Source organism: Xenorhabdus stockiae (assembly GCF_002632825.1).
Lineage (GTDB): Bacteria > Pseudomonadota > Gammaproteobacteria > Enterobacterales > Enterobacteriaceae > Xenorhabdus > Xenorhabdus stockiae.
The window spans coordinates 74,509-93,493 of record NZ_NJAJ01000015.1 but is presented as its reverse complement, the minus strand read 5'-3'; the positions used below and the strand labels follow the sequence as shown (position 1 = coordinate 93,493).

The 18,985-nt window shown below is 42.0% G+C and carries 20 protein-coding genes; 16 read left to right on the top strand and 4 right to left on the bottom strand.

Annotated elements, in window-relative coordinates; genetic code table 11:
• Positions 1–20 precede the first annotated feature (20 nt).
• From Xsto_RS09580 to paaY, 6 genes are all read left to right on the top strand, one after another.
• Positions 21–1,598, top strand: coding sequence for a 3-hydroxyacyl-CoA dehydrogenase (locus tag Xsto_RS09580; RefSeq protein ID WP_244590369.1), 1,578 nt, complete (start codon positions 21–23; stop codon positions 1,596–1,598).
• Positions 1,591–2,082, top strand: coding sequence for a hydroxyphenylacetyl-CoA thioesterase PaaI (paaI, locus tag Xsto_RS09575; protein ID WP_099124920.1), 492 nt, complete (start codon positions 1,591–1,593; stop codon positions 2,080–2,082). Before Xsto_RS09580 ends, paaI begins: the two co-directional genes overlap by 8 nt.
• Positions 2,079–3,293 carry a 3-oxoadipyl-CoA thiolase gene (gene pcaF, locus Xsto_RS09570; RefSeq protein ID WP_099124919.1) on the top strand — a complete coding sequence of 405 codons (1,215 nt, stop codon included), beginning with the start codon at positions 2,079–2,081 and terminating at the stop codon, positions 3,291–3,293. The genes paaI and pcaF overlap by 4 nt, the downstream gene beginning before the upstream one ends.
• Before the next feature lie 65 nt (positions 3,294–3,358).
• Positions 3,359–4,702 (top strand): phenylacetate--CoA ligase PaaK, encoded by a 1,344-nt coding sequence (paaK, locus tag Xsto_RS09565; protein WP_099124918.1) that lies wholly within the window; start codon positions 3,359–3,361, stop codon positions 4,700–4,702.
• Positions 4,703–4,782: 80 nt separating this feature from the next.
• Positions 4,783–5,715: a phenylacetic acid degradation operon negative regulatory protein PaaX gene (gene paaX, locus Xsto_RS09560; protein ID WP_099124917.1), complete on the top strand. Its 933-nt coding sequence runs from the start codon at positions 4,783–4,785 to the stop codon at positions 5,713–5,715.
• 31 nt (positions 5,716–5,746) lie between these two features.
• Positions 5,747–6,343: a phenylacetic acid degradation protein PaaY gene (paaY, locus tag Xsto_RS09555; protein ID WP_099124916.1), complete on the top strand. Its 597-nt coding sequence runs from the start codon at positions 5,747–5,749 to the stop codon at positions 6,341–6,343.
• 40 nt (positions 6,344–6,383) lie between these two features.
• Here the strand turns inward: paaY and Xsto_RS09550 are convergent, their stop codons facing one another.
• From Xsto_RS09550 to Xsto_RS09540, 3 genes are all read right to left on the bottom strand, one after another.
• Positions 6,384–6,923 carry a hypothetical protein gene (locus tag Xsto_RS09550; protein WP_099124915.1) on the bottom strand — a complete coding sequence of 180 codons (540 nt, stop codon included), beginning with the start codon at positions 6,921–6,923 and terminating at the stop codon, positions 6,384–6,386.
• A 10-nt stretch (positions 6,924–6,933) separates the two neighbouring features.
• A complete protein-coding gene (locus tag Xsto_RS09545; protein WP_099124914.1) occupies positions 6,934–7,776 on the bottom strand; it encodes a hypothetical protein in 843 nt (280 codons plus the stop codon).
• Between the two features lie 224 nt (positions 7,777–8,000).
• On the bottom strand, positions 8,001–8,276 hold the full coding sequence (locus tag Xsto_RS09540) for a PAAR domain-containing protein (protein WP_099109568.1): 276 nt from the start codon (positions 8,274–8,276) through the stop codon (positions 8,001–8,003).
• Positions 8,277–8,635: 359 nt separating this feature from the next.
• Here Xsto_RS09540 and Xsto_RS09535 point away from each other — a divergent pair, with 359 nt between their 5' ends.
• Positions 8,636–9,178: a dihydrofolate reductase family protein gene (locus tag Xsto_RS09535; protein WP_099109569.1), complete on the top strand. Its 543-nt coding sequence runs from the start codon at positions 8,636–8,638 to the stop codon at positions 9,176–9,178.
• 340 nt (positions 9,179–9,518) lie between these two features.
• Complete coding sequence (locus Xsto_RS09530) at positions 9,519–10,697, top strand: M20 metallopeptidase family protein (protein ID WP_099124913.1); 1,179 nt, start codon at positions 9,519–9,521, stop codon at positions 10,695–10,697.
• Between the two features lie 64 nt (positions 10,698–10,761).
• On the opposite strand, the gene Xsto_RS09525 is transcribed toward Xsto_RS09530, so the two are convergent.
• A complete protein-coding gene (locus Xsto_RS09525) occupies positions 10,762–11,649 on the bottom strand; it encodes a LysR substrate-binding domain-containing protein (protein ID WP_099124912.1) in 888 nt (295 codons plus the stop codon).
• A gap of 118 nt (positions 11,650–11,767) precedes the next feature.
• On the opposite strand from Xsto_RS09525, the gene Xsto_RS09520 reads away from it, so the two are divergent.
• From Xsto_RS09520 to Xsto_RS09485, 8 genes are all read left to right on the top strand, one after another.
• A complete protein-coding gene (locus tag Xsto_RS09520; protein WP_241537989.1) occupies positions 11,768–12,166 on the top strand; it encodes a VOC family protein in 399 nt (132 codons plus the stop codon).
• A 174-nt stretch (positions 12,167–12,340) separates the two neighbouring features.
• Positions 12,341–12,769, top strand: coding sequence for a hypothetical protein (locus tag Xsto_RS09515; RefSeq protein ID WP_099124911.1), 429 nt, complete (start codon positions 12,341–12,343; stop codon positions 12,767–12,769).
• Between the two features lie 405 nt (positions 12,770–13,174).
• Positions 13,175–14,611, top strand: coding sequence for a PTS trehalose transporter subunit IIBC (treB, locus tag Xsto_RS09510; protein WP_099124910.1), 1,437 nt, complete (start codon positions 13,175–13,177; stop codon positions 14,609–14,611).
• A 27-nt stretch (positions 14,612–14,638) separates the two neighbouring features.
• Positions 14,639–16,303 carry an alpha,alpha-phosphotrehalase gene (treC, locus tag Xsto_RS09505; RefSeq protein ID WP_099124909.1) on the top strand — a complete coding sequence of 555 codons (1,665 nt, stop codon included), beginning with the start codon at positions 14,639–14,641 and terminating at the stop codon, positions 16,301–16,303.
• A gap of 319 nt (positions 16,304–16,622) precedes the next feature.
• Positions 16,623–17,186: a hypothetical protein gene (locus Xsto_RS09500; protein WP_099111001.1), complete on the top strand. Its 564-nt coding sequence runs from the start codon at positions 16,623–16,625 to the stop codon at positions 17,184–17,186.
• A gap of 41 nt (positions 17,187–17,227) precedes the next feature.
• A complete protein-coding gene (locus tag Xsto_RS09495; RefSeq protein ID WP_099124908.1) occupies positions 17,228–17,797 on the top strand; it encodes a hypothetical protein in 570 nt (189 codons plus the stop codon).
• Positions 17,798–17,948: 151 nt separating this feature from the next.
• Positions 17,949–18,428 carry a hypothetical protein gene (locus Xsto_RS09490; protein ID WP_099111003.1) on the top strand — a complete coding sequence of 160 codons (480 nt, stop codon included), beginning with the start codon at positions 17,949–17,951 and terminating at the stop codon, positions 18,426–18,428.
• Entirely contained in the window at positions 18,428–18,754 is a 327-nt protein-coding gene (locus Xsto_RS09485; protein WP_099124907.1) for a lysozyme inhibitor LprI family protein, read from the top strand. Before Xsto_RS09490 ends, Xsto_RS09485 begins: the two co-directional genes overlap by 1 nt.
• The last annotated feature ends 231 nt before the right edge of the window (positions 18,755–18,985 follow it).

Here is an 18,985-nt window from a genome sequence, read left to right as displayed (position 1 = left end):
CTGTTATTGGCGCGGGAACGATGGGTATCGGCATTGCTCAGGTTGCAGCACTAGCAGGACATTCCGTCCTGCTATTTGACGCTAATGATGAAGCCGCACAACGGGCGCTGGATACACTCCATATCCGCCTGCATCAGCGTGTCGCAGCAGGTAAAGCCGATGCAGACAAAACTCAGGCGCTATTGCAACGCATCACTCTGGTTGACTCATTACAGGCATTAGCTCCCTGTATACTGGTGATTGAAGCGATTATCGAGCAGCTGGAAGCCAAACAAAAACTATTCCACCAGCTGGAATCCCTGTGTTCAGAACAAACCATTTTTGCCAGTAATACCTCATCGCTGTCGATTACGGCTATTGCCCGTGTTCTGAGTAAACCTCAACGCATGGCCGGGCTGCATTTTTTCAACCCTGCTCCGCTAATGAAACTAGTGGAAATCGTGCAAGGGCTGGAAACCTGCCCACAAATTATCGCAACGCTTAAATACCTCATGATCAACTGGCAAAAACAGCCAGTCATTTGCCGCTCTACACCCGGTTTTATCGTCAACCGCATTGCGCGGCCTTTTTACGCCGAAGCCCTGCGTGCACTGGAAGAGCAGATCGCATCACCTGCGACACTGGATGCCGTCATAAAGGATGCCGGCGGCTTTGCTATGGGGCCATTACAGCTGACTGATTTAATCGGACATGACGTTAATTACGCTGTTACTGAATCCCTGTTTCACGCGTTCTACGGTGATCCCCGCTTTCAGCCATCATTACGCCAAAAAGAACTGGTGGAAGCTAATCATCTGGGGCGTAAAAGTGGCCGGGGGTTTTATCTCTATTCCGACACCAATAATGCAGAAAAAAATAGCACAGATAAAAAACCGCAATTACTTCCTGAGATTGAAGAAATACAAGCCGCTGAGCCGATCACATCAGCACAAATAAATGCGAGCGGAGACTGGTCTGCCCTGCCGCATTTTGCCGCTCTGTTACAGGAAAAATTACAGGAAAACGGGGTATTCTGCGGGGAAAAATACAATATCCCATTATCTTCACCTGCATTACAGATTGATGATGTTCTATTTATGCTGGCAACCGGAAAAACCAGCTCCCAACTGGCTGATGAAATTCAGGCTCCGGTCGTACAGTTTGATCTGTCTGCCAATCATCATGCAGCTCCGATAATCACAATAAGTGCAGCCAGCCAGAACACTCAACAACAAACGGCAAAAGTCGCCCGTTTTCTCCATTCTCTCGGCAAGCAGGTCATTTTACTGCCGGATTATCCGGCCATGCTGACGATGCGGACTGTGGCAATGCTGTGCAACGAAGCGCTGGATGCGCTTAATAAAGGCATTGCCAGCGCGGAAGATATCGATCTGGCAATGTGCCGTGGTGTGAATTATCCCATCGGGCCACTGGCATGGGGAACTCAGCTCGGCTGGCAGCATATTTTCAATACACTGGAAAACTTACAGCAGTTTTACGGGGAAACCCGTTATCGTCCGTCTCCCCTGCTTCGGCAGCTGGCGGCGGGCCATGTCACATTACAGTCTCCATCTCTCCGGCAACATGAATATCAACATAAGAAGAAAGATCATGCCTAATAAAACGAATACTTCCCCGAAGCAACTTGCCCGAAACTGTATTGAGACCATGTATACCAAAGATGCCTGCGCTAATCATATGGGAATGCAGATTGACTATATCGACATCGGGATTGCTCAGTTAAGCATGACCATTGTACCTACCATGCTTAACGGTCATAAGACCTGTCATGGTGGCATTATATTCAGTCTGGCAGATACCGCATTTGCCTATGCCTGCAACAGTGAGGGAATTGCGGCTGTCGCTTCCGGCTGTAATATCGATTTCATCCATCCGGTTTTTAATGGTGACCGGCTTACTGCTAACGCGTCAGTGCAGCATCAGGGCAAAACTAACGGGTTATATGATGTCAAAATTACCAATCAGAATGGCAAAACGGTGGCCTTTTTCCGTGGTCACTCTCACCGTCTGGGTCATTCTGTTTTAGAAGAACCCGCCAAAACAACGACTCCTACTAAAGCAATCAGGAAAGAAAAATCATGACCCATGCATTTATTTGTGACGGAGTGCGTACACCTATCGGCCGTTATGGGGGAGCCCTCGCCAACCTGCGCCCTGATGATCTGGCCGCTCTGCCGCTACGGGCATTGCTGGCACGTTATCCCGGACTGGACGGGCAAACGATTGATGATGTCATTCTCGGTTGTGCAAATCAGGCCGGTGAAGATAACCGCAATGTCGCTCGCATGGCGACATTGCTGGCTGGCCTGCCATATTCCGTTCCCGGCACAACTCTCAACCGATTGTGTGGCTCCGGTCTGGATGCACTGGCTTTTGCTGCCCGCAGTATCAAAGCAGATGAAGCTCAGCTGATACTGGCTGGTGGTGTGGAATCCATGACCCGTGCCCCATTAGTGATGGGAAAAGCGGAAACGGCTTTCAGCCGTCAGGCTCAGATATTTGATACCACAATTGGCTGGCGTTTCATTAATCCGCTGATACAGAAACAATTTGGTACAGATTCGATGCCGGAAACCGCAGAAAATGTTGCGGCCCTATTTGAAATCAGCCGGGATGCTCAGGATGCTTTCGCGCTGCGCAGCCAGCAACGTACCGCTAAAGCGCAGCAACAAGGCATTCTGGCCGAAGAGATCACCCCTGTTACCCTGCCTGATCGCCGGAAAAAAGGGGAAGACACGCTTATTTCACAGGATGAACATCCCCGCCCTGAAACAACATTAGCGCAATTACAAAAGCTGAAAACACCATTCCGGACTGAAGGCACCGTCACTGCCGGTAATGCTTCCGGCGTCAATGACGGAGCCGCCGCCCTGATTATCGCTTCAGAAGCCGCAGCATTAAAACACGGGTTGATACCTAAAGCGCGTATTGTGGCAACCGCAACCAGCGGTGTTGAACCGCGCATTATGGGGATTGGGCCACTGTCAGCCACGAGCAAAGTGTTAGCACTCACCGGGCTGAGTCTGAATCAGATGGATGTGATCGAACTGAACGAAGCCTTCGCAGCTCAGTCACTGGCCGTGATGCGCCAATGGGGATTACCGGATGATGCAGAACATGTGAACCCGAATGGCGGTGCGATAGCACTGGGGCATCCGCTGGGAATGAGTGGTGCCCGGCTTGCACTGACAGCAACGCTTGAACTGGAACGGCGGGCCGGACGCTATGCCTTATGCACTATGTGCATCGGCGTTGGGCAGGGAATTGCCATGATTATTGAACGTATTTCATAACCAACACCTGCATATAACAATAAAAACAGCCTGATACAGTTAAACCAACAAAAAGGGCGGGAATTATGAGCAACAACGTACAGCACCTCAACTCAAGCTTCACTCCACATCCCGAGGCCAATCTCGATTCTGTTGAATTTGCTTCACGCGACGAAATTCAGGCGCGACAGTTTAAGCAGATGAAATGGACATTGCATCATGCCTATAACAACGTGCCAATGTATCGCCGTAAATTTGATGCGATTGGTATTCACCCCAATGATTTCCGGCAGCTTGAAGACATCGCTAAATTTCCTTTCACCACCAAACAGGATCTGAGGGATAACTACCCTTTTGATACCTTTGCCGTTCCGATGGAAAAAATTGTGCGTATTCATGCTTCATCCGGAACGACAGGGCGTCCGACCGTTGTTGGCTATACTCAGCAAGATATCGACAACTGGTCTGATCTGATCGCCCGTAGCCTGCGTTTTGCCGGAGCAACAGCCAAAGACAAAATACATGTCGCTTACGGTTACGGCCTGTTCACTGGCGGTCTGGGAGCACATTATGGCGCTGAGCGTCTGGGGGCTGCCGTGATCCCGATGTCTGGCGGGCAGACAGAAAAACAGGCACAGCTGATCTGCGACTTTAAACCCGATGTCATTATGATGACACCCTCTTACTGCCTGACACTATTGGATGTATTGGAACAGCAAATGGGAGGCGATGCCAGACAATGCTCTCTGCGGGTCGGTATTTTCGGGGCTGAACCGTGGACTGAAGGGCTTCGGCATGAAATTGAAACTCGTATGGGTATCAAGGCGCTGGATATTTATGGTTTGTCCGAAATCATGGGGCCGGGTGTCGCCATGGAATCACTGGAATATGCCGATGGCTCGACTATTTGGGAAGACCATTTTTATCCGGAAGTGATCGACCCTGACAACCTGAATGTATTACCGGACGGCGAGAATGGTGAGCTGGTTTTTACCACACTCACCAAAGAAGCCATGCCGATGATCCGCTACCGTACCCGCGACCTGACACGCCTGTTACCGGGAACCGCCCGCAATATGCGGCGCATGGACAGGATTACCGGACGTTCCGACGACATGCTCATCATCCGTGGCATCAATGTCTTTCCATCACAGGTAGAAGAACAGATCACGCGTTTCAGCGAGTTGTCGCCACATTATCAACTGGAAGTGAACCGCGTTGGGAATTATGACAGCCTGTCCGTCAAGGTCGAACTGAAAGATCCAGCGCAACTGAGTATCCAGCAACGCTGCGATATCTGCCACCAATTACGCCATCACATCAAGGCCATGATAGGGATCAGCACCGAAGTCAGTATCGTTAACTGCGGGGATATTCCACGTTCCGAAGGCAAAGCGGTTCGGGTTCTTGACCACCGTCAGCAGAAATAATATTCCAACAATACAATAACGACTGGGATACCTGTTTATGCTACTGTCATGACTCATTTGCGCTCAGACAATAACAAAATATGACACACAAACTCGACGATTTTATTCGACATGCCCTTGATGCCCAGCCGATTAGCGGAACATCGCTGATCATTTCCCTGTATGGCGATGCGCTCAGCCATCGGGGAGGTGAAGTCTGGCTGGGTAGTCTCAGCCTTCTGCTGGAACCACTGGGGTTCAGTGACCGTTTTGTCCGGACATCTGTATTTCGTTTACAAAAAGAGGGTTGGCTGGAGGTAGAGAAAATAGGTCGTCGCAGTTATTACCGCATCACTGAGCGGGGCATGAACCAATTCCGTCATGCAGAAAGTAAAATTTATCTCAGAGAACAACCGGCATGGGATGGCAAATGGGATTTATTGCTGTTGGAAGAAACCGGTAAAGAGGAGCGTACCCGCCTGAAAAAAGAGCTGAACTGGTTTGGGTTTGGTCAACTCAACAGCACATTAATGGCAGCCCCCAGCAGTTCACAAAGTGATATTCCGGCCCTGCTCGGAGAACTCAACGCCAGTGATTCCGTGATCTACTTCCGGGCAGATTATCCTTATCCCCGCTCCGAACAGAGCCTGAAAGAACGGGTATCAGCCAGCTGGTCGCTGGAGCAGGTTGCTGAGCACTATCATGAATTTATCATCACATTCCGGCCCTTGATGAAACTCTTGCAAGATTGTAATGCAGACGAACTGACACCAGAGCGCTGTTTCCAGTTACGCCTTCTGCTTATCCACTTTTACCGCCGTGTTGTACTGCGTGATCCACTATTACCGAATGCACTGTTGCCTGCACAGTGGGAAGGCCAAATCGCCCGGAATTTATGCATCAACATCTACCAGCGTATTGGCCCTGCCGCAACACGATACATTGGTCAACAATGTGAAACCACCATAGGTAAATTGCCCCAGCCTGCTGCTGCGTACTATCGTCGTTTTGGCGGATTACACAGCGGTTCTTAGTAACGTCTGACAATTGTTTGAGGAAATACTTATGCCTGTATATCAACTTGATGGTTTAACTCCGGTTATTGATCCCAGTAGTTATGTTCACCCTACCGCTGTTCTGGTCGGTGACGTCATTATTGGCAGGCAGGTTTATATCGGCCCGAATGCCAGCCTGCGTGGTGATTTCGGTCGGCTGGTGGTGATGGATGGTTCGAATATTCAGGATAATTGCGTCATGCACGGTTATCCTCAACAGGACACAGTGGTTGAAGAAAACGGTCATATCGGGCATGGGGCGATACTGCATGGATGCCAAATCCGGCGCAATGTTTTGGTTGGCATGAATTCAGTTGTGATGGATGGCGCGGAAATTGGTGAAAACTGTATCGTGGGAGCAATGGCCTTTATCAAGGCAGAAGCAATTTTTGCCGCCAATCAGCTGATCGTCGGCACCCCCGCCCGCGCTTTGCGTACTTTGACCGAGCAGGAACTGGAATGGAAGCGGATCAGCACTCGGGAATATCAAGATTTAGTAACACGTTGTAAAAATACATTGAGGCAGGTAGAACCGTTGACTGAAATAGAACCGGGACGTAAGCGGATGGTCTTTAGTGACGATTTTGTGCCTAAGAATCAATTGTAAAATGGTTCCTACTGCTCGCTGGCTGCGAGCAGCCTCAATACTATTTAATATCAACCACCTCAGAAGGTTTTATCGTTATTTTTTGACCATGTAACTCACAATCTTCCATCATCTGAATAACACCTTCTTTTGCCCATAAAGCCTGCGCGCCTTCGGCTTCTTTGTAAGGGACAACTGAATCTTTCATATCAATGAATGGCTTACTAAATAAAATTGCCTTATAATTATAGTTATCTCCACTATCTGGTATAACCCAATCAATCAGATAATTAGCATTTTCCCAAAAAATAATAACGCTTTCAAATTCATCATGTCCTTTTGTTTTATGAAATTGATAACCAATTAAACAGTATTTATTATCTTCATTTCTCATATCAAAAGAGTTAATAAGATAACTCAATGATGGAAGATAATATTTTTCGTATTTTTTTATTTTTAATGGGTTAAATCTATTGTCTGGGTTTTTATAATATATTCCCCAACCACCCGTTTTTTCCCAAGTATTGAAATCCAATTCATCTTGATTTGAAAAAACTGATAAAGAAAAAAACATCATGAAAGTAAAGATAAAACATTTCATATTAAATTCCTTACTTAAGGTAACCTTCTGATAATTTGTAAAAATCCTGTCCCTGCAATGAAAACATTTTTATGAAGTTTTTACCAGGAGAAGTACGGTTTGCTGTTCTCCATGCAATAACTTCTGTATTAGAAACCTTATTACTTTTTGCTATGCTGATAGCATTTATAATTAATCTACGATAAGCTAAAAAATTATCGTGAGTTCCATCATTTGCAGTAACTAACATACCATTAATTCTATTTTTTATACCTGATTCAATGTTGGGATATTGACTAAAACCTTTTATTGTTCTAGGGCCTGAAATTAATCCAATTAATTTATTTCCGTGTTTTGGAACATCAAGCTCATGTGATTTAGGAGACTTAACTCTGTTTAATAATACATCATGCATATACTGCATAGTGTCTTTAGCTTCTTTTTCATCATACTTTCCACCGATTGTATCTGGTGATGTTGTTTCTGCCAACAACACCATCAGCATTGCTCTCTGCTCAGCAGTAAGATCAGCGGGGATCGATATTTTAGGTACGATATTAATCGTTAAATGTGGAAAGCAATCTTCAGCAACACCCTGAGCAAAATTAGGACAGAAATCAATATTTGTATCAACCGCCTTAACTTTACTTACTCCTATATTAATCGCCGTTATTTGCAATGTTTGCTCTCTCATCTGAGGATTATCACGCTGAAAAATAGTTACCAAACCATTCTCTGACAGAAACTTAAGGTGCTTTCTGGTATTGAGGTTTAAGCCATCAATCTTTAATGTCAGTGTATTACCCGGAGTCAGATGAAACTCAGTTCCGAGAAGCGCTTTTCCGTTATTCCGTGTAACAATAAATCTAGACATAATTTGTTATCCTTTCTATTTTGGTTAAATCCGTTTTCTGCCCTATCTTATTCAATAAGAGTAATCCTATAAACAAATTAAACAACAATCCAATAAGACACCTCTTATTTTTGGTCATATCTTTTATATTTTAAAAGCTAATTGTCAATAACATAAATTATTTATTTAATCTCTTAAATGCCATCGGAGATATTTGCAATGGCATAATTAGTTACAAACCGTCATTATTTAGCATAGGAATCAGGAATAGACTGAATCAAGCCAGCCTGACAAGGGCAACTACTCTGGCTATCCAGCGTTCCTGCCATTCTTTGCTGATAATTGATAAAACCACTGACACCGCCGATAATCCGGTATTTACCGGCAAATCTGCCACAACTGACCTCTGAACCTTCAAGAGCAGACGGCTTACCGTAAAAAGTGACTGTACTACTGCCCGTTAAAATTGCACCACCACATGTTGTTTTATCCCCAACAACTAAGAAGTATCCAATAGCCATCATTTATCCTTAACGTGAATTTAATGTGATTGATTAATCAATATATTATCGATAAAAACTGGATGATTAAAGCAACCATACTGCATGGTTACAAATCAATTTATTCATCCTGCTTTATTTAAAATTTGTAGTAGTTGTGACAGTTAATACATAAAAAATTATAGACAAACTCTTTATTTCAAAACTTTATGTGACCAACATCAATTTTAAACATGCTGTTCTAAAATATTACTTTAAAAAGCTAATCCATTTTCGATTCCCCTGATAGAGTTATTAATAATGTAACAAAAAAAATTATCTCAACACCAACTGGGTTTTCCAAATATTCATAAATCCTAAAAAGTAAAATGAGGAAAGATATGTCAAAGCTCATTTATTATGTTGCTGCAACAATGGATGGTTATATCGCTACAGAGAATCATGAGTTAGGCTGGCTGGAGACATTTGCTCTCAGCGATGATGCCACACCTTATGAAACCTTTTATCAGGGTATCGGAGCAGCCATTATAGGGGCTGGAACTTATGAATGGATTATGAAGAATACGGCTGGTCACTGGCCATATCAGAATATCCCTTCTTTTATTCTCTCCTCCAGAAATTTACCCGTTCCGGCAGAAATTAATGCCGTTGTCACTCATGATCCTGCCAGTGAAATTGCCGCCAAAGCGCGGGCTGCCGCTAAGGATAAAGACGTATGGATTATTGGTGGTGGAGAAACGGCAGCATTCTTTGCCGATGCCGGAGAATTACAACAACTGTTTATTACCACGGTACCGGTGTTTTTGGGCTCAGGTATCCGAGTCTTGCCAGTCAACCATTTGATTGAGGCTGTTCCTAATAAACAGCGTCTCTTAAGCAGCGGCGCCATTGAAACTATTATGGATATCAAACCAACAGCATAAACTGAATGATATTTTGCCCCATTACAGGAAGCCGATCTTTTATAAGTTCAGGGTCGGTTATACTCTCAGCATTAAAGATCCTTTATTGCCCCCATCTGGATCAATACGATCTCTCTTACAATCAGTGATCGTGTCGATGCACTGTTGTTCCCGCTCTATATCCTAAAATGTAGTGTCTCATCCATCACATACGACAACCCCCCTAGATCTGACGATAAGAAAAAGAAACCGAGAAAAAATATTATGGCAAATGACCATGCTTTTCATGATAGTTTCTATTTATTACCTTTTTTCGATACTTCTTTCATGACTCAAATAAATTCAGCGTAAAAGGGGTTAGATAATGAATAAATATAATGTCAGCGATACGCTATTTTCATTAGAACAATTCAGCAAAAAGACTCGTCAGGATCTCCATAAAATTCCTGAACTATCCGGTCGTGAGTTTAAAACGTCAAAATATTGCCTTGATTTAATGAGATTCTTTGGTTACACCATCAAAAACTATTCAGATTATACTGGTTTTACTGCCGATTTAATTATTGATCCAGCCAAACCTCTGCTTGCATTTCGTACCGATATGGATGCACTCGCAATGCCCGATCTGACCAATAATGACCACAGCTCTGTTCATGAAGGCTGTGCGCATAACTGTGGTCATGACATCCATATGACAGTTGCACTGACTGCCGCCAATTACCTGTCACAGCATCAGCATGAGATGAACGTCAACGTGCGCTTTATCTTCCAGATGGCAGAGGAAGATATGCGCATTCCGGGCGCAGATAAAATGGTTGAGCTGGGGTGTATGGACGGTGTCAGTGAAGTCTATGCCTTGCATAACGATGGTGCTGAGGATACAGGCACTATCGCTCTGACAAGCGGCACCCTTACCTCGTGGGGGACGACATGGACTCTGGATGTCTACGGTATTTCTGCCCACGGCTCAGCACCACAAAAAGGGCTGGATGCCATTCGGGAGATGTGTCGCATTATTGATTATATGGACTATATTGTCGCGAAAAAGACAGATCCGTTCAGCCCGGCAGTACTCACTTGCGGCATGATTAACGGCGGAACCATTCCCAATGCCATCGCAGCCCATGCTCAGGCACAAGGAACCATTCGGACGATGGATAAGGAAACTGACCAAATCCTCAAAAATGGTATTCAGGAAATTATTGCCCGCAGCGAAGCGGGCGGTTTCAGAACTACAGTAAGCTACGCAACTTACCCAGCAGTGGAAAACCATCCTTACGCTTACCAGCGTATCATCGAAGCGGCCGGCAAATTCCTGCCCTCAGAAAATATAATCGCTAACATCCGCCCAGCAACAGGCAGTGAGGATTTCAGTTACATGATTAACACCACCAAAGATCGCAGAGGTGCCATGTTTTTCCTCGGTAGCGGAAATAAAGAAAAAGGAATAGACAACTTCCCGCATTCCAATCCTTATTTTATTGACGATGACTGCCTGCTGGTTGGAGCACAAATATTTATTAATCTTGTTACGCATTAATAATATCTGGCGTCCGGTAGGGAATATCGGACGCGATAACATTGAAATAAGTATATTTAACCCATTATTTTAATTTCATTTTTCCCATAAGCCATTGACAGAAATATTCAATTACTCTGGTATGTTTGCTATTCTTATTCCCCATTACATAGTACATAGCACCCGGTAGTTTATTAACAAAAGGCACTTCCAATACATTAGCCCGTAGCTCCCTCTGAATCATTAAGCGACTAGTAATGATTGCTCCTTCGCCCGCTATTGCAGCTTGTATAGAATGAGTTTCATCAGTGAATCGTGCTCCATGAACAATTTCCAATTGTTTGGGACCAAAACAGGAACGCCAGATATCCCAGTCTGGAGATGGTTGTGGAATACGACGGCCATCAGTATGAATCAAAGGTACATTATGAAGATCTTCCAGTGATTTTATTTTGAAAGTTGGGCTAGCGGCCAAAACAAACTCATCCTCCAAAATTATATGGATATTTAAAGTATCTCTGGGTGGATAACCATAGCGAATAGCCATATCGATTCCGGTAGCGTCTAAATCAACAGGACAATCATCTGCATGTAGCCGCAGATCAATATCTGGAAATTGATGACGTATTTCAGCCAGATGAGGAATCAACCAACAAGTAATAAATGCTGTAGTCGTAGTTAGGGTAAAAGGTGAAGAGCTATGTAACAACCTCATTTCATTAATAGCAGATTGGAGTAATAAAAATACCTGACTCGTGGCTTTTTGTAATATTTTTCCTTCCTCAGTCAAAGCAACATAACGTGGCGAACGTTTAAGAACACATATCGCTAACTGCTCCTCAAGCAGCCGTATTTGATGACTAATAGCTGTAGGAGATACATTTAATTCTTCCGCTGCTAATTTAAAACTTTTTAAACGAGCAACAGCATCAAAAGCACGTAGAGTTCCCAAAGGTGGTAATCGTCTTTGCATATTAAGTTATTATCATCTTTTGCTGAAAATAATGACCTTGATGGTATCAGATTTATAATGATATTTTCTTATCTATTCGAAAATATCAATGATAAAAATTCATGTTTGGCGGAAATATATGATGATAAAAAAAACTGTAAAAGAATTACGTTTAGTTGTAATGACTGAGAATTTTGACGAAGCACTTTCTTTCTATCGTGACATCCTAGGACTAAATGAAATCAACTCAGTCCCTCCAGATAATGGGAAAGTTGCCATATTAGAAGCAGGGAAGGCAACTCTTGAACTTGTAGAACCTTCTACTGCTAATTATATCGATAAAATTGAGGTCGGTAGAAAAGCATCAGGCCGGATACGAGTAGCATTTGAAGTTGATGATGTTATTGAAACAACATCTCTTTTGCAAAAATCTGGGGCAGAGGTCATTGGATCCCCACGCCAAACGCCATTTCACTCTATTAACAGCCGATTAGAAGCTCCGGCAGGGCTTCAAATTACGTTATTCCAGCGAAATTAATTTTACAGATTAATATTTACAACAAGGAGATGGTATTAACTGTGGTGGTGGCGGTATCGTTATTGATGAAAATAGCATGAATATTGGGTACTATCCTTAAATTGGTTAATCAGATAATGACGTATAATTCTCTGATTAGCCAAATCATGAAACAAAAATGTATGGATATATAAAATGATAAAGTATGCCCTAAAATCTATTATATTTACTTTGGTAATATCAATCCCTTATTCTCATGCAAATCAAAACCAAATCGAAGTAATCAACAATCCTGTTTTAAAAATATCTGAAAATTATAGCCGCACTAGCCCTAGTGATAATCTTCTTATAGAGGAGTGCAAAAAATGGAATTTAAACAAAAAAGTCATAGATAAAATTTTTAAAATAAGCGAGCAATATGAACATTCCCCCTATCGGGAGTTTTACCAAACTCCCTGCGATATAGTTGGCAGAGCGAAATTAAACAACGAAATATGGGACTTTCATATCAATGGTGGTGGCATAACCACGTTTACCAATGATGAAAAAATCATTTATCTCGGATGTAAAGCGAAAGAGTGCGAACCTTTTTTTATAATACCTTATGATGGAATGGATCCATAAACAATACCGAAATAAATAACCAACAGCCCGTTTAACCTATATGCTTTCCAGTGAAACGGGTTTTCATACCAGTAAAATCATAATATTAAGTTTCATTTGATAATTAATAAAAAATAAATATAAAAACAACAAAACCCATAAATCAAACACATTAATTCTTAGGTGAATTAAAATTCCTGAAACAATAAATTAAAGTAATATGAAAATTATTATATTTTCAATTTAGTAGAATAAAATGTGATCCAAAACTCAAACAACGTATCTTTTCATATTCAAAATTCTGAAATCTGACTAGGATGGGCTGGTTATTAATTCACTCTATGAATTATCTCATCATAAAAGTAATCATTCTGTTAGTACCTATTTCCGTTATTTACTACTCCTGCCATAGAAAGGAGAAAAGGCATGAAGAAAAAATCAATAAATCAAAAGGATGTTGATAATCTTATTAGATTAGTCGGAGGGCAGGAGAATATTGCCTCCGTAACCCACTGTATCACCAGGCTCAGATTTGTTCTTAATACCCCGGAAAACGCTGATGCTAAGGCCATTGAAGAGTTACCAATGGTGAAAGGCTGTTTCACTAATGCCGGGCAATTTCAGGTCGTCATCGGAACGAATGTCGATATTTATTATAAAGCCCTGCTTGCCGCAACCGGTAAACAGTCAGCAAATAAAGAAGAAGTTAAGCAGGCTGCACGACAAAATATGAAATGGTATGAAAATGCAATTTCACATTTTGCTGAGATCTTCTTTCCATTATTGCCAGCCCTTATCAGCGGCGGTCTGATATTAGGCCTTCGAAATCTGATCGGCGGCATTCCATTTAGTGACGGAAAACCCCTTGCCGATATATATCCAATCTGGCAAACCATCTATGATTTCCTCTGGCTTATCGGTGAAGCCATATTTTTCTATCTCCCTGTCGGGATCTGCTGGTCTGCCGTTAAAAAAATGGGTGGAACGCCCATTCTGGGGATTATTCTGGGGATCACACTAGTCTCCCCACAATTAATGAATGCCTATCAACTTGGGCAACAAATCCCCGAAGTCTGGAATTTCGGTTGGTTTACCATCTCCAAAGTAGGTTATCAGGCACAGGTTATTCCTTCTCTGATGGCTGGGTTAGCCTTAGGCTGGATTGAAATACGCCTGAAGAAACTGGTGCCGGATTATCTTTATCTGGTGGTTGTTCCGGTTGTTTCCCTGCTGCTGGCCGTTTTCCTTGCCCATGCAATTATCGGCCCGATTGGGCGTTCAATTGGTGATGGTGTGGCCTGGTGCGTCAAAGGGCTGATGACCGGCAGTTTTGCACCTATCGGTGCTGCCTTATTTGGCTTCTTCTATGCTCCTCTGGTGATTACCGGTGTACATCAGACAACGCTGGCGATTGACCTGCAAATGATCCAAAGCACGGGCGGAACCCCTATCTGGCCGATTATTGCCCTGTCTAATATTGCTCAGGGTTCCGCAGTTATCGGTATCATCTGGGCAAGCAAAAAACAAAATGAGCGTGAGCTTTCCGTTCCTGCGGCAATTTCAGCCTACCTCGGCGTTACTGAACCAGCCATGTATGGTATTAACCTGAAATATCGTTACCCGATGTTCTGCGCGATGATTGGAACGAGTCTGGCTGGCTTGCTATGTGGGTTGAACCACGTGACTTCCAATGGTATCGGGGTCGGAGGTATACCGGGTATTCTGTCCATCAAACCTCAATTCTGGATGATCTACCTTCTCGCTATGCTGATTGTAATTATTGTACCAATGGCACTGACTGTTCTGATGTATCGCAGGAACGAACGCAAAGAAGAATTGATCAACAATGAAGCCGCGGGTTAATAGGATATAGTTTTATAAGGTATTGTTATGACTGAACAACAACCGTGGTGGTTAGACAGCGCTATCTACCAGATTTATCCAAAGAGTTTTCAGGATAGTACAGGAAATGGTACTGGTGATATTAACGGGATCACCCAACGTCTGGATTATTTACAGCACCTCGGAGTAGGTGCTATCTGGATCACCCCTATTTATCCCTCTCCACAGGTGGATAATGGTTATGATGTTGCCGACTACTGCGCAATTAACCCTGAATATGGCACGATGGAAGATTTTGATAATTTGGTGGAGAATGCCCATCGCCGTGGTATTCGCATCATTTTAGATATGGTTTTCAACCATACTTCAACGGAACATCCGTGGTTTAAAGCCGCGCAGGACGCCAATAATCCTTACCGTCAGTTTTACATCTGGAAAGAGGGTGGCGGGCAGGATAATCCCCCTAATAACTGGAAATCCAAGTTTGGCGGCAACGCGTGGCAATGGCACGCAGCGAGCCAACAGTATTACCTCCACCTGTTTGCCGCCGAACAGGCTGATCTGAACTGGGAACATGAACCCGTTCGTGCTGAGCTGAAAAAAGTCTGTGAATTCTGGGCTGACCGTGGTGTTGATGGACTGCGGCTGGATGTCATTAATCTTGTCTCAAAACAGCAGGACTACCCTGACGATGATCGTGGTGATGGGCGCCGTTTTTATACCGATGGCCCACGGATACACGAATTTTTACAGGAAATGAGCCGTGATGTTTTCCAGCCTAAAGCGTTAATGACCGTCGGTGAAATGTCTTCCACGAGCCTTGAACATTGTATTCGTTATAGCTCACTGGATGGGAATGCACTCTCCATGACATTCAATTTTCATCACCTGAAAGTTGATTACCCGAATGGGGAAAAATGGACACATGCAAAACCAGATTATATTGAACTGAAAAAGATCTTCTCGGTCTGGCAGCAAGGGATGCATCAGAAAGCATGGAATGCTCTTTTCTGGTGTAATCACGATCAGCCCCGCATTGTTTCCCGATTCGGGGATGAAAAACAGCACCATAAAGCATCCGCCAAAATGTTAGCCATGGTGCTACACGGAATGCAGGGAACACCTTATATCTATCAAGGTGAAGAGCTTGGTATGACCAATCCTCACTTTAAATACATTGAAGAATATCGGGATATTGAAAGCCTGAATATGTATCAGGAACGCATTGAACAAGGTATGTCTTCAGAAGAAATACTGACAATTCTGGCGCAAAAATCCCGTGATAATAGCCGAACGCCAATGCAATGGGATGACACTGACAATGCTGGGTTTACCTCTGGTACTCCGTGGATAGCGACCAGCGATAATTACCGTGAAATCAATGCAGAATCCGTATTACAGGACAAAGATTCTGTATTCTACTGCTATCAGGATTTAATTCAGTTAAGAAAAACACAGCCCATACTGACTTATGGTGATTATCTGGATCTTTTGCCTGAGCACCCGTCTCTGTGGTGCTACCTGCGACGTTGGCAGGATCAGACTTTACTGGTTATTGCCAATCTTAGTGACGAAACACAGCTTTGGTCACCAGAGCCTGAACTTACACAAAAAGAATGGCAGGTATTAATCAGTAATTATCCATCACCCGTCACCGTGGAAAAAGAAATTAAGATCAAACCTTATGAGTCGGTTTATTTAATTTCAACATAGCAATATTTTTTATGTATTTTGATAATACATAATACATTGTTTATATACCACTTAAAACTTCATGCCTCACAGAATAAAAGTGAGGCATGATATAAACAACAAACAGAAATAATAAATAAACCATCATCCTCCCACCAGAAAAAAATAAAATCCCAAATCAAACTTTACCTTTATTAATCCCTGCTATACTTAAATAAAAAAATACAACTATCTATTTTAAAAATCACAGCTTTTTAATTTAAATCTCTTGTTATTATACTAACTTACTCCCTTGTGAGTAATTTTAAAAATCAACACAAATAATAAATAGGAAATCAATATGAAATCATTTAAAATACAAAACATACATACCTTGTCTTTAATTTTATTATTATTTTCTAATTTTTCTTTAGCTCAAAACAACACAACACAATCTTTTCCTAAGCCAGAAAATAATATCAGTAAACCCTCTGTGTTTTCTGCATATTATAATATGCACATTAATAATAAGAGCAAAACTGCCAACGTAAACATTATACGTAAAACGTACACGTGTATGTATGAACCAGGGCCAGAGAATATCTCTTTACCCCCTCAAAACAAAAGAGATTTTAGGTTAGAAGATGATGATAATGTCCTTCATCATTGTAATCGAGAGAAAAAAATAGAAACATGGACTATTGAATATATTAAGCCAGACTCTGAAAAAACAACCTGTAGTGCAACACTACTCACAAAACCTGCCGGAGGAATATTTGCAGGGTGGCTAACCTATCTTACTCCTGAAAAGGGTACAGAATGCGATGTTCCTGTTAAATTTATCTGTGATGGTAATACTGCACATTGTCGGGATGGTTTTTCAAGTCATGATGGAGCACAGTTCACTATGGAAATAACTAATTAAAAAATATAATTTTCTAATTAGATTCATAGGGGGAAATAAGAATGAAATTACTAAAAAGACATATAGCTTATGCTTTATCTTTAAGCCTGATAATTATTTCTAACTACGCTTTAACAAAAGAAAATATCGTCCAAGGAATTCATAAAACAGAAAATAAAAGTACAACGAGTAAGCCATCTGTATACTCTGCATATTATAACATGTACGTGTTAAATGCCAGTGAGACCGCTGTGGTTAAAATTAAACGTGATCAATATGAATGTATGTATGGTGCCGGGCCAGAAGATGAGTTTACTTTATCTCATTATGAGGAAAAACACTTCAATTTAGAAGATGATGATAATATATTTCATAATTGCAATGCATCAGCTAAATGGGTGACATGGAATATTGAATATGATGCACCAAACGGAGAAAAAAAATATTGTAATGTAAAATTGTTGACTGACTATATCGATATGGAAGATGGATGGAGAACTTATTTTTATCCAACACCGGGGACAAACTGTCAGGTTCCGGTTAACTTTGTTTGTGATGATAGTGAGTCAAATTGTCGTGATGGTTATGTCAGTCATGATTCATCTGTAAATACTTTGGTGATAACCAAATAATTTATATATGAATTAAGATGATTTATATATAATTGAGTTAGCACATTCTATATATACACTATACGACAAAGATATGGACACAACATAAGTATGGCACAGCCTGAAAACCTGTGCCATACTTATTTCGATTACCTATTCGGAGTATCTTGCCATGTATTATGCAAAATATTTAACCTGTCTTGGTATCAGTTGTCTGGTTTTCTCTTCTACCATACAAGCCGAATCTTCCCCAGTTCAATTATCTCAGAATCAGCAAAAATACCTTCAGCAACAAATTGATAAACAAGTTATCGATAAATCAGCACTAAAAGATATAAATAAGTGGTCAGATGCAAAAAAAATCGCTGAATTTATTTGCCGTCCTTTTGCTTTACCGATTATTCAACAACATCACAAAGATGCTGATAAAGTTTTCCTTGGTGATGTATCACCAGATAGCATCAAATTAATGAATTCCTCAGAATTAGTCGGGGCTGGTATGTATCGGACCGATAATGGCTGGAAAGATATTCAGTTTTCCTGCAAGCTCGATGCAACCGGTAAACCACAATCCTTCAATTATGAAGATGCTAAAGTACCCAAATTACCAATGGGGCCGGGGCCTGTCGTTCCTCCGGATAAGGAAGAATAATGCGGTATATGCTGTTTTTATTATTCCTGCTGTCTCCACTCAGCCTAGCTGCCAGCTTTGATTGTGCAAAAGCCAAAGCTCCTGATGAAAAGGCAATTTGTGCCAGCCAGAAGTTGAATGATTTGGATGTAGAGATGAGTGTGAAGTATCACTTCCTACGCGGATTATTTGCAATGGGTGTATCAGGAGAGATGTATAATAGTCAGCAGGCATGGCTGAAACAGCGTCAGCAATGTGGAGCTAATATATCCTGCCTGACCAATAGTTATCGCCAACGAATTAATCAATTGGATACGCTTTATAACTCAATAGAGAAACCTATCTAAAATCAGATTTATTATTTAATAAATTTTTATTAAGCCAGCATTTAAATTTGCTGGCTTTTTATTTTCCCTGCCACTTAATTTATTCTGTCATTTAATTTTATTTTTTATTCTTATAACATCACTTCGCAGATCACTGATATAAAAAGAGCATTATTATTCAAAGAAAAATGCGGCTTTTAAATTTAACTCACGATATCTTATCCCCGTCTTTCAACAACAACTCCTTGGGAC

What these genes read in the sequence shown, in the direction of transcription:
- Xsto_RS09580 (WP_244590369.1), top strand. Translation starts at nt 21, where the DNA reads ATGGGTATCGGCATTGCTCAGGTTGCAGCACTAGCAGGACATTCCGTC.
- paaI (WP_099124920.1), top strand. Translation starts at nt 1,591, where the DNA reads ATGCCTAATAAAACGAATACTTCCCCGAAGCAACTTGCCCGAAACTGT.
- pcaF (WP_099124919.1), top strand. Translation starts at nt 2,079, where the DNA reads ATGACCCATGCATTTATTTGTGACGGAGTGCGTACACCTATCGGCCGT.
- paaK (WP_099124918.1), top strand. Translation starts at nt 3,359, where the DNA reads ATGAGCAACAACGTACAGCACCTCAACTCAAGCTTCACTCCACATCCC.
- paaX (WP_099124917.1), top strand. Translation starts at nt 4,783, where the DNA reads ATGACACACAAACTCGACGATTTTATTCGACATGCCCTTGATGCCCAG.
- paaY (WP_099124916.1), top strand. Translation starts at nt 5,747, where the DNA reads ATGCCTGTATATCAACTTGATGGTTTAACTCCGGTTATTGATCCCAGT.
- Xsto_RS09550 (WP_099124915.1), bottom strand. Translation starts at nt 6,923, where the DNA reads ATGAAATGTTTTATCTTTACTTTCATGATGTTTTTTTCTTTATCAGTT.
- Xsto_RS09545 (WP_099124914.1), bottom strand. Translation starts at nt 7,776, where the DNA reads ATGTCTAGATTTATTGTTACACGGAATAACGGAAAAGCGCTTCTCGGA.
- Xsto_RS09540 (WP_099109568.1), bottom strand. Translation starts at nt 8,276, where the DNA reads ATGGCTATTGGATACTTCTTAGTTGTTGGGGATAAAACAACATGTGGT.
- Xsto_RS09535 (WP_099109569.1), top strand. Translation starts at nt 8,636, where the DNA reads ATGTCAAAGCTCATTTATTATGTTGCTGCAACAATGGATGGTTATATC.
- Xsto_RS09525 (WP_099124912.1), bottom strand. Translation starts at nt 11,649, where the DNA reads ATGCAAAGACGATTACCACCTTTGGGAACTCTACGTGCTTTTGATGCT.
- Xsto_RS09520 (WP_241537989.1), top strand. Translation starts at nt 11,768, where the DNA reads ATGATGATAAAAAAAACTGTAAAAGAATTACGTTTAGTTGTAATGACT.
- Xsto_RS09515 (WP_099124911.1), top strand. Translation starts at nt 12,341, where the DNA reads ATGATAAAGTATGCCCTAAAATCTATTATATTTACTTTGGTAATATCA.
- treB (WP_099124910.1), top strand. Translation starts at nt 13,175, where the DNA reads ATGAAGAAAAAATCAATAAATCAAAAGGATGTTGATAATCTTATTAGA.
- treC (WP_099124909.1), top strand. Translation starts at nt 14,639, where the DNA reads ATGACTGAACAACAACCGTGGTGGTTAGACAGCGCTATCTACCAGATT.
- Xsto_RS09500 (WP_099111001.1), top strand. Translation starts at nt 16,623, where the DNA reads ATGAAATCATTTAAAATACAAAACATACATACCTTGTCTTTAATTTTA.
- Xsto_RS09495 (WP_099124908.1), top strand. Translation starts at nt 17,228, where the DNA reads ATGAAATTACTAAAAAGACATATAGCTTATGCTTTATCTTTAAGCCTG.
- Xsto_RS09490 (WP_099111003.1), top strand. Translation starts at nt 17,949, where the DNA reads ATGTATTATGCAAAATATTTAACCTGTCTTGGTATCAGTTGTCTGGTT.
- Xsto_RS09485 (WP_099124907.1), top strand. Translation starts at nt 18,428, where the DNA reads ATGCGGTATATGCTGTTTTTATTATTCCTGCTGTCTCCACTCAGCCTA.